This window comes from Salmonella sp. SAL-020, from assembly GCF_017372215.1.
Taxonomy (GTDB): domain Bacteria; phylum Pseudomonadota; class Gammaproteobacteria; order Enterobacterales; family Enterobacteriaceae; genus Salmonella; species Salmonella enterica.
The window spans coordinates 1,258,426-1,277,133 of sequence record NZ_CP071690.1; the positions used below are offsets into that span (position 1 = coordinate 1,258,426).

Here is an 18,708-nt window from a genome sequence, read left to right on the forward strand (position 1 = left end):
GCAATTGATGGGATGCTCTTTATAATCCGCGCCTGACATAACAACAGAACATATTTCAGAGGTAAACATGGCTATTGAACGGACTTTTTCCATCATTAAACCCAACGCGGTGGCAAAAAACGTTATTGGCAGCATCTTTGCGCGCTTTGAAGCTGCAGGGTTCAAAATTGTTGGCACTAAAATGCTGCACCTGACCGTTGAGCAGGCGCGCGGCTTCTATGCTGAGCACGACGGCAAACCGTTCTTTGACGGTCTGGTGGAGTTCATGACCTCTGGCCCTATCGTGGTATCCGTGCTGGAAAGTGAAAATGCGGTACAGCGTCACCGCGATCTGCTTGGCGCCACCAATCCGGCGAACGCGTTGGCGGGTACGCTGCGCGCCGACTACGCTGATAGCTTAACTGAAAACGGCACCCACGGTTCGGATTCGCTGGAATCCGCGCAGCGCGAAATCGCCTTTTTCTTCGGTGAAGGCGAAGTGTGCCCGCGCACCCGTTAATCTCCTTCGTCTTTCACGCTGTAAATGCGTTGGCGGTAAATTATCGGTTCAAATATTATTTTTGCTAATGCCGCGTGCAGACGTGGCATCCTTACGCCAGAATTTGTACAATGCAGCGCCCCCGGACGAGCAGTATGCTTACCGGGGCGTTTCTTTTTTCAACCCTCCAGGGGCCATAACGTGTAATAACGAGGCCGGAATAGCATATGTCTGAACAAATTGTCACACCTGAAAGCAGTACCCCGGTAGTTCTTAACAACGAAACAAAAATCAACCTGCTGGATCTCAACCGTCAGCAGATGCGCGAGTTTTTTAAAAACTTAGGTGAAAAGCCTTTCCGCGCCGATCAGGTGATGAAATGGATGTATCACTATTGCTGCGATAATTTTGATGAGATGACCGACATCAACAAAGTGTTGCGCGGCAAATTAAAAGAGGTCGCGGAAATCCGCGCGCCGGAGGTCGTTGAAGAGCAGCGTTCCTCAGACGGCACCATTAAGTGGGCGATTGCTGTCGGCGATCAGCGCGTTGAAACGGTCTATATCCCGGAAGACGACCGCGCTACGCTGTGTGTCTCTTCACAGGTAGGATGCGCGCTGGAGTGCAAGTTTTGTTCAACTGCGCAGCAGGGCTTTAACCGCAACCTGCGCGTATCGGAAATTATCGGTCAGGTCTGGCGTGCGGCGAAAATCGTCGGCGCGGCCAAAGTCACCGGCCAGCGTCCGATCACCAACGTGGTCATGATGGGGATGGGCGAGCCATTGCTTAACCTGACCAATGTCGTACCGGCGATGGAAATTATGCTCGATGACTTTGGTTTCGGCCTGTCCAAACGTCGTGTCACGCTCTCAACGTCAGGCGTGGTGCCTGCGCTGGATAAACTGGGCGATATGATAGATGTCGCGCTGGCTATCTCCTTACATGCGCCGAATGACACTATTCGCGACGAAATCGTCCCGATCAACAAAAAATACAATATCGAAACGTTCCTGGGCGCGGTTCGCCGCTATCTGGAGAAATCCAACGCCAATCAGGGGCGCGTGACGATTGAATACGTGATGCTTGACCACGTCAACGACGGCACTGAACACGCGCATCAACTGGCGGAGCTACTAAAAGAGACGCCTTGTAAGATTAATCTGATTCCGTGGAACCCGTTCCCTGGCGCGCCGTATGGCCGCAGCTCTAACAGCCGTATCGATCGCTTTTCTAAAGTTTTGATGAGTTATGGTTTCACGACCATCGTACGCAAGACGCGTGGCGATGACATTGATGCGGCATGCGGACAGTTGGCAGGCGATGTGATTGACCGTACTAAACGTACCCTGCGTAAGCGTATGCAGGGAGAGGTGATTGACATCAAGGCTATTTGATAGCAGTTGTGCCACGGGGCATTCATTATACCGTGGCGCAATGTCAGTTGAATAATGTCTGGCGTTGTACTTGTCTGGTCAATAATAACGGTGCGTTTTTGTCGACTTTAAGGCAGTATGTAATGGTGCAACAAGAGTTTAGCCTTGTGTCTTAGCGGTTTTGTCATCTGCGGCCTGACAGGCTTATACTGTCTGACTAAGGTTAACTAACCTGATGTTTCGCGGTGTGGGCGGGCATTACGGCTCGTCGGCGCCTGAATCCTAATTTACACGTACCTGTAGCTGTAGCGAATGAATACTGAAGCCACGCACGACCAAAATGAAGCACAAACCACCGGCGTTCGTCTGCGCAATGCCCGTGAACAACTCGGACTCAGCCAGCAGGCTGTCGCTGAGCGACTTTGCCTGAAGGTTTCTACGGTACGCGATATTGAAGAAGATAAGGCGCCGTCCGATCTTGCTTCAACCTTCCTGCGCGGATATATCCGCTCATATGCGCGTCTGGTGCATGTTCCAGAAGAGGAACTGCTGCCGGGGCTGGAAAAACAAGCTCCGCTGCGCGCCGCTAAAGTCGCCCCGATGCAGAGTTTCTCATTAGGAAAGCGTCGTAAAAAACGCGACGGCTGGTTAATGTCTTTTACCTGGCTGGTACTGTTTGTGGTCGTAGGGCTGACCGGCGCCTGGTGGTGGCAGAACCACAAGGCGCAGCAGGAAGAGATCACGACGATGGCCGATCAAAGCACGGCTGAACTGAACGCAGATAAAGACAGCGGCCAAAGCGTACCGCTGGACACCGGTGCCGTGACAAGCCAGGATACGACGCCAGCGCAAACGGCTCCGGCGCCTGCGACGCCGGTTGATTCGACGGCGGCGACGCAAACGCCAGCGCCAACGGCGGCGGCAACGCAAAATACGGTAGTCGCGCCTTCGCAGGCGAATGTCGATACGGCTGCGACATCTGCCGCGCCAGCGGCAACGGAGACGCCGTCCGCGCTGCCGACCAGTCAGGCTGGCGTAGCGGCGCCTGCTGCCGATCCGAACGCGCTGGTGATGAATTTTACCGCTGACTGCTGGCTCGAAGTCACTGACGCCACGGGTAAGAAGCTGTTTAGTGGTATGCAGCGTAAAGATGGTAATTTAAACCTAACCGGTCAGGCGCCTTATAAACTTAAAATTGGCGCGCCGGCCGCGGTGCAGATCCAGTATCAAGGAAAACCTGTCGATCTGAGCCGCTTTATCAGAACTAATCAGGTTGCGCGTCTGACCCTTAATGCCGAACCGACACCGGCGCAGTAACAGACGGGTAACGCGGGAGATTTTTCATGCATAACCAGGCTCCGATTCAACGTAGAAAATCGACACGTATTTACGTTGGGAATGTGCCGATTGGCGATGGCGCCCCCATCGCCGTCCAGTCGATGACTAACACGCGTACCACTGACGTGGAAGCGACGGTTAATCAGATCAAAGCGCTGGAACGCGTTGGCGCAGATATTGTTCGTGTTTCTGTACCGACCATGGACGCCGCCGAAGCGTTCAAGCTTATCAAACAGCAGGTTAACGTCCCGCTGGTTGCCGATATTCACTTCGACTACCGCATTGCGCTGAAAGTAGCGGAATACGGCGTTGACTGCTTGCGTATCAACCCCGGCAATATCGGTAACGAAGAACGCATTCGCATGGTGGTGGACTGCGCGCGCGACAAAAACATCCCTATTCGTATAGGCGTAAATGCCGGATCGCTGGAAAAAGATCTGCAGGAAAAATACGGTGAGCCGACGCCGCAGGCGCTGCTGGAATCAGCCATGCGCCATGTCGATCATCTCGATCGTCTCAACTTTGATCAGTTCAAAGTGAGCGTAAAAGCGTCCGATGTATTCCTTGCCGTTGAGTCTTATCGTTTGTTGGCTAAACAGATCGATCAGCCGCTGCATCTGGGGATCACCGAAGCGGGCGGCGCGCGTAGCGGGGCGGTCAAGTCGGCGATCGGTTTAGGTCTGCTGTTATCGGAAGGTATCGGCGACACGCTGCGCGTATCGTTGGCGGCCGACCCGGTGGAAGAGATCAAAGTCGGTTTCGATATTCTGAAGTCGCTGCGCATTCGCGCGCGCGGCATCAATTTCATCGCCTGCCCGACCTGTTCTCGCCAGGAGTTCGACGTTATCGGCACGGTGAACGCGCTGGAGCAGCGTCTGGAAGATATCATCACCCCGATGGACGTCTCGATCATCGGTTGCGTAGTGAACGGGCCGGGCGAAGCGCTGGTATCGACGCTGGGCGTGACGGGCGGCAATAAGAAAAGCGGCCTGTATGAAGACGGCGTGCGTAAGGACAGACTCGATAACGACGATATGATCGCGCAGCTTGAATCCCGTATTCGCGCGAAAGCAAGTCAACTTGATGAAGCGCGTCGGATTGACGTGCTGCAGGTTGAAAAATAAGAACGTGATGGGAAGCGGCGCGCTTCCCGTGTATGATTGAACCCGCATGGCTCCCGGTTCGTTCGGGGAAGCGCTGAGGGTTCATTTTTATATTCAGAAAGAGAATAAACGTGGCAAAAAACATTCAAGCCATTCGCGGCATGAACGATTATCTGCCTGGCGAAACCGCCATCTGGCAGCGCATTGAAGGCACACTCAAAAACGTGCTCGGCAGCTACGGTTACAGTGAAATCCGCTTGCCGATTGTAGAGCAGACCCCGTTATTCAAACGTGCGATCGGTGAAGTTACTGACGTGGTTGAAAAAGAGATGTACACCTTTGAGGATCGCAACGGCGATAGCCTGACATTGCGCCCTGAAGGTACGGCGGGCTGTGTACGCGCCGGCATCGAACATGGTCTCCTGTACAATCAGGAACAGCGTTTGTGGTATATCGGGCCGATGTTCCGTCATGAGCGTCCGCAAAAAGGCCGCTACCGTCAGTTCCACCAGCTAGGTGCCGAAGTCTTTGGCTTACAAGGCCCGGATATCGACGCGGAACTGATTATGCTGACCGCACGCTGGTGGCGCGCGCTGGGCATCTCTGAACACGTTAGCCTGGAGCTGAACTCTATTGGTTCCTTAGAGGCGCGTGCGAACTATCGCGATGCGCTGGTCGCGTTCCTCGAACAGCATCAAGAGACGCTGGACGAAGACTGCAAACGCCGTATGTATACCAATCCGCTGCGCGTGCTGGATTCAAAAAATCCGGACGTGCAGGCGCTGCTCAACGACGCGCCCGCTCTCGGCGACTATCTCGATGACGATTCACGCGAGCACTTTGCCGGCCTGTGTAAATTGCTGGACGCGGCGGGGATTGCCTACACCGTCAACCAGCGTCTGGTACGCGGTCTGGATTACTACAACCGCACCGTATTTGAATGGGTAACAAACAGTCTGGGGTCACAAGGCACCGTCTGTGCGGGTGGTCGTTATGACGGTCTGGTGGAACAACTGGGCGGTCGCGCTACCCCGGCAGTGGGCTTTGCGATGGGCCTGGAACGACTTGTTTTGTTAGTTCAGGCAGTTAATCCGGAATTTATTGCCTCTCCTGTTGTCGATATATACCTGGTAGCTGCCGGCGCACAAACGCAGTCTGCGGCAATGACGCTGGCGGAGCGGCTGCGCGATGAAATGCCAGGCGTGAAGCTAATGACAAACCACGGCGGCGGCAACTTTAAGAAACAGTTTGCCCGCGCCGATAAGTGGGGCGCCCGTATTGCACTGGTTCTTGGCGAATCTGAAGTCGCCGATGGGACTGTTGTAGTGAAGGATTTGCGCTCCGGTGAGCAAACGGCAGTGGCGCAGGACAGCGTCGCCGCGCATTTGCGCACTTTATTGGGCTAAGGAGAAGGACAGCGTGGAAATTTACGAGAACGAACACGACCAGGTGGATGCGATTAAACGCTTCTTTGCCGAAAACGGCAAAGCGCTGGCTGTCGGAGTGATTTTAGGGGTTGGCGCGCTGGTTGGCTGGCGTTACTGGAGCAGCCATCAGACGGAGTCCGCGCGTGCTGCTTCTCTGGCGTATCAAAATGCGGTGACGGCGGTAAGCGCCGATAAGCCGGATAGCATTCCCGCCGCTGAAAAATTCGCGGCTGAGAATAAAAACACCTATGGTGCGCTGGCGTCTATGGAACTGGCGCAGCAGTTTGTGGATAAGAATGAACTTAAAAAAGCCGAAGCCCAGTTGCAGCAGGGGTTGGCGGCCACCAGCGATGAAAATCTCAAAGCGGTGATTAATCTGCGTCTCGCTCGCGTTCAGTTGCAGCTTAAGCAAGCCGACGCCGCGCTGAAAACTCTGGATGCCGTTAAAGGCGAAGGATGGACAGCCATTGTCGCTGATTTGCGCGGCGAAGCGTTGCTGAGTAAGGGTGATAAAAAAGGCGCGCGCAGCGCATGGGAAGCGGGCGTCAATAGCGATGCTTCTCCGGCGTTGAGCGAAATGATGCAGATGAAAATCAATAATTTGTCCATCTGAGAGGGACCCGATGCAATTGCGTAAATTACTTCTGCCAGGGTTGCTTTCCGTTACCCTGCTCAGCGGCTGTTCACTGTTTAGCGGCGAAGAAGATGTCGTCAAGATGTCTCCATTACCGCAGGTTGAAAACCAGTTTACCCCGACCACTGTCTGGAGCACCTCTGTCGGTAACGGAATTGGCGAATTTTATTCTAACCTTCATCCGGTAATGGCAGATAACGTGGTCTATGCAGCCGATCGCGCGGGCGTGGTAAAAGCGCTCAATGCGGATGATGGCAAAGAGATCTGGTCTGTGAATCTGGGCGAGAAAGACGGCTGGTTCTCTCGTTCGTCCGCGTTGTTGTCCGGCGGCGTCACTGTCGCGGGCGGTCACGTCTATATCGGCAGTGAAAAGGCCGAGGTTTATGCGCTGAATACCAGCGACGGTACCACAGCATGGCAGACGAAGGTCGCAGGCGAAGCGTTGTCTCGTCCGGTTGTCAGTGATGGAATCGTTCTTATCCATACCAGCAACGGTCAGTTGCAGGCGCTAAATCAGGCGGATGGCGCAATTAAATGGACGGTGAACCTGGATATGCCTTCGCTGTCGCTGCGCGGCGAATCTGCGCCGGCAACCGCGTTCGGCGCGGCTATCGTTGGTGGTGATAATGGCCGCGTCAGCGCCGTGCTGATGCAACAAGGGCAGATGATTTGGCAGCAGCGTATCTCCCAGGCCACTGGCCCAACGGAAATTGACCGTCTGAGCGACGTCGATACCACGCCGGTTGTGGTAAACGGCGTCGTTTACGCGTTGGCGTATAATGGTAACTTAACGGCGCTGGATCTGCGCAGTGGTCAGATTATGTGGAAACGCGAGCTGGGTTCGGTCAATGACTTTATCGTCGACGGAGACCGTATCTACCTGGTCGATCAGAACGATCGCGTGCTGGCGCTGACCACTGACGGCGGCGTAACGCTGTGGACGCAAAGCGATTTGCTGCACCGTTTGCTGACCTCCCCGGTGCTGTATAATGGTGATTTAGTCGTCGGCGATAGCGAAGGTTATCTGCACTGGATTAATGTTGATGACGGGCGTTTTGTGGCCCAACAAAAAGTAGACAGTTCCGGTTTTCTGACCGAACCGACGGTGGCGGATGGTAAACTGCTCATCCAGGCCAAAGACGGTACGGTCTACGCGATTACGCGTTAATCGTCACGGTTGTGTGTTTTAAAAAACGGCTCCTGGTGTAGGGGCCGTTTTCCTGTTTTTAACAACGGCGTAAAAATGACGCGCGTTGTCTGATGATTTTTTAAATGAGGCTTTAAACATGGTACCTGTGGTCGCGCTTGTCGGGCGCCCTAACGTCGGAAAATCCACGCTATTTAACCGTCTGACCCGCACCCGAGATGCGCTGGTTGCGGATTTCCCGGGTCTGACTCGTGACCGTAAGTACGGTCGTGCGGAGGTTGAAGGCCGCGAGTTTATCTGTATCGACACTGGCGGTATTGACGGCACCGAAGACGGCGTCGAAACGCGGATGGCGGAACAGTCGCTGCTGGCGATTGAAGAAGCGGATGTGGTGTTATTCATGGTAGATGCGCGCGCTGGCCTGATGCCGGCGGATGAAGCGATTGCCAAACATCTGCGTTCCCGTGAAAAACCGACCTTCCTGGTGGCGAATAAAACGGATGGTCTCGATCCCGATCAGGCGGTTGTCGATTTTTACTCGCTGGGATTAGGCGAAATTTACCCTATCGCCGCCTCACATGGTCGCGGCGTATTGAGCCTGCTGGAACATGTGCTTCTGCCGTGGATGGATGATGTCGCGCCGCAGGAAGAGGTGGATGAAGACGCGGAATACTGGGCGCAGTTCGAGGTGGAACAAAATGGTGAAGAAGCGCCGGAAGATGATTTTGACCCGCAAAGCCTGCCGATAAAGCTGGCGATTGTCGGTCGCCCGAACGTAGGTAAGTCCACACTCACTAACCGTATTCTCGGCGAAGAGCGCGTGGTGGTATACGACATGCCGGGCACCACTCGCGACAGCATTTATATCCCGATGGAACGCGACGAACGGGAATATGTGCTGATTGACACGGCAGGGGTGCGTAAGCGCGGAAAAATCACCGATGCGGTAGAAAAGTTCTCGGTGATTAAAACGTTGCAGGCGATTGAAGACGCTAACGTCGTACTGTTGGTTATCGATGCGCGCGAGGGGATCTCCGACCAGGATTTGTCTCTGCTGGGCTTTATCCTCAATAGTGGGCGCTCACTCGTTATCGTAGTCAACAAATGGGATGGCCTGAGCCAGGAAGTCAAAGAGCAGGTGAAAGAGACGCTGGATTTCCGTCTGGGCTTTATTGATTTTGCCCGCGTTCATTTTATCTCTGCGCTACACGGCAGCGGTGTCGGCAACCTGTTTGAGTCCGTACGCGAGGCTTACGACAGTTCCACTCGCCGGGTGAGCACTGCGATGCTGACCCGTATCATGACGATGGCGGTGGAAGATCATCAGCCGCCGCTGGTGCGCGGTCGCCGTGTGAAACTGAAATATGCCCACGCTGGCGGCTATAACCCGCCGATTGTGGTTATTCACGGCAACCAGGTAAAAGATCTGCCAGACTCCTATAAGCGCTATCTGATGAACTACTTCCGCAAGTCGTTGGAAGTGATGGGGACGCCGATTCGCATTCAGTTTAAAGAAGGGGAGAACCCGTATGCGAACAAGCGTAACACACTGACGCCAACGCAAATGCGCAAACGTAAGCGTCTGATGAAACATATCAAGAAAAGCAAGTAATGCTTTTTCAGTAATATTCCAGGCCTGACAAGCGCTGCGCTATCAGGCCTTTCAAGTAAAAGTGAGTCATGCGCCTGAGGAGAATGTTATGGAAATAACCTGCCCCGTTTGCCATCACGCGCTGGAGCGCAATGGCGATACTGCGCATTGCGAGACATGCGCTAAAGATTTCTCGTTACAGGCACTTTGTCCTGACTGCCGCCAGCCGTTACAGGTTTTGAAAGCCTGCGGCGCAGTGGACTATTTTTGCCAGAACGGTCATGGTTTAATTTCAAAAAAACGGGTTAATTTCGTCATTTCCGATCAATAAAACCGCTGTCGACGTTGCGCCGCAGAGCAGAGGCGCCGACGTCTTATCCGGCTAAGGGCAAAAGCGTTATTCGATACTCCCGTAATATCAGCATAGTATCCTGCCCGGCGGTTATTTTATTCTTTTTATTGATTCAACTATTTATAGGGAATATTATTCCCGAAAATTAATATTAGAAATAAATAACAGCTTTCTTTTTATTTATTATATCAATATTATAAATCTGTTTCATATTAAACTTTTCTTTTTAGGAATATATTTAGGCCTGTTAGTTATGATTCCATCTGAATCATCCATATAATATCTTTTCATAGAGGCGTGTTTATTTAACGACAGGGATATCATATGGTGCGAAGGATTCGCATTCTGGTTTTGCTATTAGTGTCTGGAGTCTCAGTTGCGGCTTCTGGCGCAGATAACTCTGCATCTGCAAATGATGAAAGCCACTCCTCCCTGCCTATTTGCAAAACCAAATCACTTCCTCAGCACAGTCATATCTTGAAGGTGTAATGTCACCTTATGGCAAGATCCGTACCAGCCTGTCCGTGGGCGAAGGCGGCGATCTGGACGGCAGTTCGCTGGATTATTTTATTCCCTGGTATGACAACCAGAGCACGCTTTTCTTTAGCCAGATTTCGGCTCAGCGTAAGGAAGACCGCACCATTGGTAACTTTGGGCTTGGCGTTCGCCAGAACGTCGGCAACTGGCTGCTTGGCGGCAACGCATTCTATGACTACGATTTTACGCGCGGTCACCGTCGATTAGGTCTGGGAACCGAAGCCTGGACGGATTACCTGAAATTCTCCGGCAACTATTACCATCCTCTTTCTGACTGGAAAGACTCCGAAGATTTCGACTTTTATGAAGAACGACCCGCGCGCGGCTGGGATATCCGCATGGAAAGCTGGCTGCCGTTTTATCCGCAGCTTGGCGCTAAATTAGTTTACGAACAGTACTACGGCGATGAAGTAGCGCTGTTTGGCACCGATAATCTGCAAAAAGATCCTCATGCCGTCACTTTGGGGCTGGAATATACGCCGGTACCGCTGGTCACGGTTGGTACGGATTACAAAGCCGGTACTGGCGATAGTAACGACTTTAGCGTTAACGCGACCGTGAACTACCAGATAGGCACGCCGCTGGCGGCGCAGCTCGATCCGGAAAACGTTAAAATTCAGCACTCCTTAATGGGCAGCCGCACCGATTTTGTCGATCGTAACAATTTCATCATTCTCGAATATCGTGAGAAAGATCCGCTGGACGTCACGTTGTGGCTGAAGGCTGACGCCACCAACGAACACCCGGAATGCGTGATTGAAGATACGCCTGAGGCCGCGGTGGGGCTGGAGAAATGTAAGTGGACGGTCAACGCGCTGATTAACCACCATTACAAAATTATTTCTGCCTCCTGGCAGGCGAAAAACAACGCCGCCCGTACGCTGGTGATGCCGGTGGTAAAAGCTAATGCGTTAACCGAAGGCAACAATAACAGCTGGAATCTGGTGCTTCCTGCCTGGGTTAATGCCGATACCGAAGAGCAGCGCACCGCCCTGAACACCTGGAAAGTACGCATGACGCTGGAAGATGAAAAGGGCAATAAGCAGAACTCCGGCGTGGTGGAAATCACCGTCCAGCAGGATCGCAAAATTGAGCTGATCGTCGACAACATTGCCGATACCGATCGCAGCGATCACAGCCATGAAGCCAGCGCGCTGGCCGATGGCGAAGACGGCGTGGTGATGGATCTGCTGATCACCGATTCCTTTGGCGACTCCACGGATCGCAATGGTAACGAACTGGTGGACGATGCCATGACGCCCGTGTTGTACGACAGCAATGATAAAAAAGTCACCCTGGCCCAGACGCCCTGCACCACGGAAACCCCCTGCGTGTTTATTGCCAGTCGTGACAAAGAAGCGGGGACGGTGACGCTTTCCAGCACCCTGCCGGGGACTTTCCGCTGGAAGGCGAAAGCAGACGCCTATGGCGACAGTAACTACGTTGATGTCACTTTTATCGGCGACAACCTGAGCGCGCTGAATGCGGTGATTTATCAGGTCAAAGCCGCCAACCCTGTCAACCTTATCGGCAAAGAAGATAAGCACCCTACGGTCAATAATGCTTACCGTTTCCTGCTGTGGCGCGACAAAAATAAAGACGGCGTATTCCAGATGTCCGAGCAGCTCACGGAAGAAGAGATGGCGCTGTACGACTACCAGTGGGAGTTTACCGGGCAGAGTACAAACGGACATACCGGCGCGCTGGCCAACACCATGAATGAAGATCTTGTCCTGCCAGTAACCAATAAAGAGGCGGCGCAGAAGTTTGCCGCCAATGTGGAAGATGGCGTTCAGGGTTACGGCATACGCGTTACGTATAGTCAGAAATAGCGTCAGCGTTGTGGCTGACCAGCCAGCCGCTGAATTTTGAGAAAAAGGAGAGTCTGAATGCAAGCAACAGTAAAACGGCGGCTGACGAAGGTCGCTTTAGCATTAGTAGTTGCCGGGTATTGCGCCGCGCCAGCGGTGGCGGCAAACGGTAATCTGAAATCGGGGCAATGGCAGATTGTCTCTGAACAGACGGGCACCATTCAGGGTACGGTGCCGTGGATTACCCGTGCGGCGGATAAAACTGCGGATACCGACAAAGATCACGTAACGGTAACTATCGATCGCGGCGATCGTAAAATTGTGACCGAAGGCGATAAGCAGTTCCACGTTGGCGATAAGGTCACGGTGAACTGGGCGATTGGCGATACGGAAGGCGACCTGGACACCGACAACACGGCAACTAAAGCCACCGTGAAATGGGTGAGCTTTAGCGATCAGAATGGCAGCGACCCCAAAGATCTTGGTACTGGTGACAGTTATGAAATCCAGGCCGCTGATGCGGATCGTTATATCGGTATCAAAATCACGCCAACCACTACCACCGGTGACCCTGCCGTGGCAACCGAACTGCTGTTGAAAGACTTGTCGACCGATGCGGGCGGTGGTTCGGATGATGACGAAATTCCGGAAGGTCCGGTGGTGGATGAAAACGTCCATGTGGTTATTCATGAGAAAGATTCGAATACCAACCTGTTGAAGAATTCAGGGACGACACTCAAAACGAATACTACCTATCAGGTATTGCTGTGGAGCGATAAAAACGGCAACGGCACCTATGATGCCGGTGAAAACGTTACCGACCAGTATGACTACCGCTGGAAATTCGTCGGCACCAGTAAAATTGCAGGTACCGGTACTGGTGGTATCGTCAACGAAAACTGGAACGATAAAGACCTTGTCATCCCGCTTACCAACGCCGAAGCGAAAGAGGCGTTCGAGGGTGCGGAAGGCGGCGTTACCGTGGGTAGCGACGGTGTCCAGGGCTTTGGTCTGTCCATCGACTACAAACGCAAATAAGTTGTCCTCAACATACCACTCCCCGCGGGGAGTGGTATTTTCCGCGCACTTTGCTTAGCCGCGCGCTAAGCAAAGTGGGTTGAATTACGACAGAGAATGAAAACGGGTGGCTATCGCTCATGGACAGGAATCGGCAAGTGAATAAAGTTGTACATTTCTTACTGACATTACTGATCATGTTTGCAGTGTCGATCGCACCTGCGCAGGCGCTATTGAAGGGCGGAACCTGGCAAGAGCTGAACTCAGTCACCGGTGCGGTTAACGGCACCGCGCCGCTGGCCGACGGCGCTATTATCCCCCTTTACCAGGGAAGTACGCTGCTTGACCCGAGCAAAACCCACGATATTGAATTCAGCGCCATGCCGCGCGATTTTAGCGCGGATGCTACCTCAACCTCGATGCGGGCGGTCAATTCCACCGATACCGAAGGCGATCTCTTTAGCGATCCGCCCACCATCGCCTGGGAAAACCGCCAGCCGCCCGCCATGGGCCTGGTATGGGCCGATGCCGCCACGCCCGACACGCCGCTCTCGCCGCAGCCGGTTCCGAACCTGACCTTTTGCGCCCAAAACCTCGCCGGGCGACAGCTGGTGGCCTGGGCGCAGGTGGAAGATGAAACCAACGTTCCCGCGCTGTGGCTCTTTACGCGTACCGGGGTGCCGAATTATGCGACCATTCCGCTGTTAAGCCCGAAAGTGGCGCTGAATATCAAACCAGCGGTGAGCGACCCTGTTTCTGTGAGCGGCGATCATGTCGATGCCAGTTTTGAAGCATCGAAAGTTAAGGTCGGAGAAAGTATTACTCTTACTGTCACCACCAAAGCGTGTGATGGCGAACCTGCGATCAATGCGCCGTTTGTGATCCGTCGCGAGGATGCAATAAATCGCCAGGGTGTGGTCAATAACGCTAACCCGGTGCGCGTTGGCAATACCGAGTTAACGACTGCGCAAACAGAATATCATGGTGTAACGGACGGGCAGGGCAACGCCACGGTGGTGGTAACGCAAGAGAACGGTCCGGGGGTAAAAACGCGACTTATCGTCTCTTCGCAAAACTATCCCACGCTGACCGACAATGTCGACGTCATTTTCACCACCATCACCAGTCCAGACAGCGATAAGGCCAGTATGTACGGCCACATGATAGAGAGCGCTACCGCGACGCTGAACGGTATAACCTACACCTTCACCCGCCCGAAGCTGGCGGCGGAAGCGAGCGGCGCTGACAAAAGCGTCGTCGATACCAACGAAACCTGGGCGCTGTTCGACTGGAACGGCGCCGATAACCATTGCAATATTCTGCCGGATGCCGAACAACTGGTGCAGATGCGACATGAGCACAGCACGCTGGCAACGTACACCGGCTGGCCGGCGACGGACGATGCCGAATACTGGTCGTCGACCAAAGATCAGATGAGCGGCTACCACGCTGCCGTACATATGAACAGCGCATCGGTCGTCAGGGCCGCCGACAGCGACACGCTGCTGGTCAGTTGTGTGGATAAAGCCCAGCCTGCGGCGCACCCGCAGATTACTCTCTCCCCACAAGGACCGTATAAAGCGCAGGTGGGGGAGTCGATTGATCTGACGATGACCGTAGTTGACCGGGACACGCAAAAACCGCTGCCTTACCGCTACATGGAGCTGTTTATCGACCCGGCGAAAAACCGCAAAGGGGAACATCAGGACGCATGGGATAACCTGCGGGTCACCGTTGATTCCGAAGGTATGAGCGCCTCGTCGCCGGAGCACTATACCGGCGTGACTGACGTCAACGGCCAGGCGCACCTGACGTTAAAACATAACAGCGGCCTGGGCGTCGAAACGCCCATCCGCATCGTGATGCCGGACGACGAAGGCGGCAACGTCGAGCTGTCCTTTAGCGTAATTTTCACCGTGGTCACCAGCCCGGACGTGGACGGCGCCAACATGTGGGGCCATATGCGCGGCGTGGTGGACGCGGGCAACCTGTACAAACGTCCGCTGCTGGCGGTGGAGGCCAGCCATAAAGACGGCCAATTCAGCGAAAATAACGAAGAGTGGGCGACGTTTAACTCCGTGGCGTCGGCCACCGCGCAGTGCGGTGTCGGCCAGGTGCCGGATCAGTCGTCGCTGGCGCATTTGTACAGCGAACATGCGGGCGGACAGATGGAAAGCGAGCACGGCTGGCCGACTGAAGATTATTTCATCGCCGCCGACAGCGACGCCTCCGGGACGGTACACGTCAACCTCGAAAACGGCGATAGCGGCAAATTTACCGATACGCCCAACTACCTGACCTGCTCGGCCAATGAAATGGTGGCGGTGCTGGACGTCTACTTCAACGACGACCCGGTGATCAAAAACGCCGACGCCAAAGTGGGTGAACAGGTTAAGATGAACATCCATTCGCGCAACGCCCTTAACGGCATAGCGATCGGCAATACCGACTTCACCATCACCATGGCGAACGGCAGGCGGCGTGACGGGCTGACGACCGGCTTTACCGATACCAGCAACGGCGAGATGCAGTTTGACGACGTGGGCTACGTTGCCGGGCAGGTTTATCACGGGATCACCGACGCTAACGGCGATGCGACCATTATCCTCACCCAGAAAAAGGGCGTGGGGCTGCTGACGCCGTTAAGCATCGTGCCCGTCAATTCATACATCAATACGCCGGTTTCCCGCAGCGTGAAGTTTACCGTCGCGACCAGCCCGGATACGGCAAAAGCCAAAATGTGGGGCCATATGGCCGACACGATTACCGTGGGCGACTGGACTTTTGAGCGGCCCAAACTGGCGGGTGAAGTGAGCAACCCGCTGCGTACCCAGGACGAGAGCAATGAGACCTGGGCGCGCGTGGCCCATAGCGACGCGGTGGGCAACCCGGATGCGGGCGGCTGCGCGGCGAACCGCCTGCCGCGCATCGACCAGCTTGAGGCGCTGTATAACGCCAACAGCGGCGGCAAGATTCACAGCATTCAGGGCTGGCCGACCTATCTTAACTACTGGTCGTCCACCTACCAGAGCGCCACCACCTGGAAACTGATCGCGCTGACGAACGGCAGTGAATTTGCCAACAGCAACGTCTCGATTTACGCCAGCTGCCTGGCCAGCGATAACCCGGTGGCGGCGTCCATCACCATTGAACCGGTCAATCCGTCGCAGTGGTACGACGGCAGCGACGTCCACGCGGTCAAAGTGAAAAAGGGCGAGACGATGCAGCTCAAGGTGACGGTGAAGGACGCCAGCGGCAACCCGATCCCGGAAGCGCCGTTTGTGCTCACCCGCGGCGACGGTTACGATCGCCGGGGCGAAAAGTATACCGCTCAGGACGGTGACGATCTGCAAGGCATCGTGACGCCCGTGGTGATCGACGGCGAATCGCTGGCATGGACCACCACCAAAATGGGGTCGCAGACCGGCACTGACGGCACCCGTATCATCAGCGTCACCCGCCCGGACACCCACGGCACCCGCACCGCGATTAACGCGACGCTGTATGAAAATGCCGCCGTGAGTGCCAGCATCGACACTATCTTTACCGTCGTCACCAGCCCGGATGTCAGCGTCGCCCGCATGTGGGGGCATATGGCGCCATCGCTGACGGCGGCGGATGGCGCGGTGTACCAGCGCCCGCTGCTGTACGCTGAGCTGTCCAGTACGGACAATACTGCGTCTAAGCAAGAAACCAACGAAACCTGGGCGGTTTTTCATGGGCCAGCCAGTGAAGGGGCCAATCCGGCCCGTTGCGCGGCGGGCTATTACCCTGCCGTTGAGGCGCTGGATTCGCTCTACAGCAAATACCCGAGCCGAACGATAAATACCGCCCAGGGCTGGCCGGTCTACTATTCTTACTGGAGCGGATCGAACTCGACGTCATTTTCCAGCGGGGCAAAACTTGACTTCTATTACGCAGTCGATCTGGCTGATGGTTCGCGTCGGTCAGAAAACAGCGCGACCAGCACTGCCTGGCAGTATCAAATTTGCGCCACGACGCCGCTGCCGCAGGCCACGCAGATTACCCTCACCTCCCCGCAGGCGATGGATGACGCTATTCAGGCGGTGAAGGCGAAAAACAGCGAGTCGATCCCGCTACTCATCACCACTACCGATGCGATGGGCAACCCGGTGCCTTATGCGACTTTTTCGCTTAAACGCGACGCCGGGAAGGCGCGCAACACCGACTATAATAAATTTGTAGCCACTAACGGCACCAACATGACGGTGACGCCGCTCACCGGTGCGCAGCAACAGTTTTACTATGCCACATCGGTTCTGACCGGCGCCACCGGCGCGGATGGTACGCTGGCCCTGACGCTTGCCGAACCCGGCGGCATAGGGTTGAAAAACCAGCTGACCGCGAATCTGAACGATACGCCGACGGCGACCTCATCGCTGCCGGTGGTGTTCACCGTCCTCACCAGCCCGGACAGCGACAAGGCCAACATGTACGGCCATATGCCGGAGACCTTCACCGCCAGCAACGGTGCGGAGTTTAAGCGCCCGCTGGTGGCAGGCGAGCCCTCATCGGAGGCGCACACGGATACATATTTCGAAACCAATGAAAACTGGATCATGGTGAATAGTTTTAATACCGGCAATTACGGCGGGTGTCCGATGAACCAGATGGCTGCGATAGATGATTTCACTGCGCTGTACAACGATCACCCAAGCGGCAAGGTGGCGACCGATATTGGATTGCCCGTCGGGAAGCGGTGGTGGGCGGGGGATAGCCTGCTGAAAGGCTCAACCCTTTACTGGCAGTATAAAGATCTCAAGACGGGGAAAAACTACAGCATGTCGGAAAACCCGGGTAACTACTACTTACAACTCTGCCTGACAACATCGCGCAGCGGGCTGAATATCGCGCTCTCTTCCGACGCATGGAACGCCGATAAATCGGCGGCCGTGGCGAAAAAAGGCGAAACGATACCGATGACGGTAACGGTGACTAACGACGCCGGGCAGCCGCAGGCCGGGGTGGCCGTACTGTTGACGCGTGATTACGCTTATTCGCGCGGTGCGGTGGATAAGCAATACATTGAACCAGGCGTGATTGGCGAGCCGGTTCCGTTTACAACTTCGCCTGCGAATATGATGCTGACGCCGGTTGCACCTGCGGGTACGGCAGTGGCGTTTAATAACCAGAATGGCCTCAGCACAAAATGGTCTGGCTTCACCGGCGATGACGGTAAGTTGCGGTTTACGTTAACTCAGGATAAATCGCTGGGGTTAAAAACGTCTGTCACGGCGGCGCTTGCGAATCAATTTGATGAGGCGGCGAGCGTAGATGCAATCTTTACGGTACAAACCAGCCCGGACACGCCGTATGCGTCATACTGGGGTCATATGCCGGATACCGTGCAGGTGAACGGCGTTACGCTGCGCCGCCCGTACCTGAAAGCCGAGCTCTCTGCCGCGCCCCGGGATACCTGGCCGTTTAATAATGAAATCTGGGGGACGAACTATTATTATCAGTCCGAACACGTGGAAACGTCGTTGACGCATCTTTGCGGATCGCAGGAAAATATAGCCTCGCTGGACGATCTGAAAGCGTTGCAGAGCGTTATCGGCACGTTGCAATGGCCGACGACATCATCCTGGGACTATGTGTCGCAAGATGAAGGTCAAAGCAATAAGTACTACTGTTCATTTAACGAAACGACCGGCCAGACAACCTGTACTCGTGAAAAAGCGACGACCTCAGGCTTAGGCTCGTGCCGGGTGCCGTAGTGAATGGGGAATGGGGCCGGGAGCGCGTTTGAATGTTGGGTGACGCTTTGCGGCGCCCAACCTGGGTATCCCTTGTAGCTGGCGCTGTTCCGGTAGCGATGTATTTTTACGTTTTTGTATTCATGGAATGAACTGCAACGAAATGGACTTTTCTCAGGTACG

Annotated in this window: 11 protein-coding genes and 1 pseudogene; all 12 read left to right on the top strand. The window is 54.7% G+C overall.

The features are described 5' to 3' along the window. Positions 1-67: 67 nt before the first annotated feature. The 12 genes and pseudogenes from ndk (at position 68) to ratA (ending at position 18,546) form a co-directional block, all read left to right on the top strand. Positions 68-499, top strand: a complete 432-nt coding sequence (ndk, locus tag J1G48_RS05975; RefSeq protein ID WP_000963846.1) for a nucleoside-diphosphate kinase — start codon at positions 68-70, stop codon at positions 497-499. 206 nt (positions 500-705) lie between these two features. Next, positions 706-1,872: a bifunctional tRNA (adenosine(37)-C2)-methyltransferase TrmG/ribosomal RNA large subunit methyltransferase RlmN gene (locus tag J1G48_RS05980; protein WP_000003206.1), complete on the top strand. Its 1,167-nt coding sequence runs from the start codon at positions 706-708 to the stop codon at positions 1,870-1,872. Between the two features lie 291 nt (positions 1,873-2,163). Further along, entirely contained in the window at positions 2,164-3,168 is a 1,005-nt protein-coding gene (gene rodZ / locus J1G48_RS05985) for a cytoskeleton protein RodZ (RefSeq protein ID WP_001090894.1), read from the top strand. 26 nt (positions 3,169-3,194) lie between these two features. After that, the gene (ispG, locus tag J1G48_RS05990; RefSeq protein ID WP_000551804.1) at positions 3,195-4,313 is read left to right on the top strand and encodes a flavodoxin-dependent (E)-4-hydroxy-3-methylbut-2-enyl-diphosphate synthase; all 1,119 of its coding nucleotides are present in this window, start codon (positions 3,195-3,197) and stop codon (positions 4,311-4,313) included. 110 nt (positions 4,314-4,423) lie between these two features. Further along, positions 4,424-5,698 (top strand): histidine--tRNA ligase, encoded by a 1,275-nt coding sequence (hisS, locus tag J1G48_RS05995; RefSeq protein ID WP_001107146.1) that lies wholly within the window; start codon positions 4,424-4,426, stop codon positions 5,696-5,698. A gap of 13 nt (positions 5,699-5,711) precedes the next feature. Continuing rightward, entirely contained in the window at positions 5,712-6,332 is a 621-nt protein-coding gene (locus J1G48_RS06000; RefSeq protein ID WP_000409190.1) for a YfgM family protein, read from the top strand. A gap of 10 nt (positions 6,333-6,342) precedes the next feature. Beyond that, positions 6,343-7,521: an outer membrane protein assembly factor BamB gene (gene bamB, locus J1G48_RS06005; RefSeq protein WP_001177072.1), complete on the top strand. Its 1,179-nt coding sequence runs from the start codon at positions 6,343-6,345 to the stop codon at positions 7,519-7,521. Between the two features lie 118 nt (positions 7,522-7,639). Beyond that, positions 7,640-9,112, top strand: a complete 1,473-nt coding sequence (gene der, locus J1G48_RS06010; RefSeq protein WP_000249415.1) for a ribosome biogenesis GTPase Der — start codon at positions 7,640-7,642, stop codon at positions 9,110-9,112. Positions 9,113-9,200: 88 nt separating this feature from the next. Continuing rightward, positions 9,201-9,422, top strand: a complete 222-nt coding sequence (locus J1G48_RS06015) for a zinc ribbon domain-containing protein (protein WP_000406466.1) — start codon at positions 9,201-9,203, stop codon at positions 9,420-9,422. A gap of 345 nt (positions 9,423-9,767) precedes the next feature. Beyond that, positions 9,768-11,812, top strand: a pseudogene (sinH, locus tag J1G48_RS06020) (intimin-like inverse autotransporter SinH). Between the two features lie 57 nt (positions 11,813-11,869). Beyond that, a complete protein-coding gene (locus J1G48_RS06025) occupies positions 11,870-12,829 on the top strand; it encodes a SinI family autotransporter-associated protein (RefSeq protein ID WP_001149064.1) in 960 nt (319 codons plus the stop codon). A gap of 119 nt (positions 12,830-12,948) precedes the next feature. Further along, positions 12,949-18,546: a DUF823/DUF824 repeat adhesin RatA gene (gene ratA, locus J1G48_RS06030; protein WP_000375794.1), complete on the top strand. Its 5,598-nt coding sequence runs from the start codon at positions 12,949-12,951 to the stop codon at positions 18,544-18,546. The last annotated feature ends 162 nt before the right edge of the window (positions 18,547-18,708 follow it).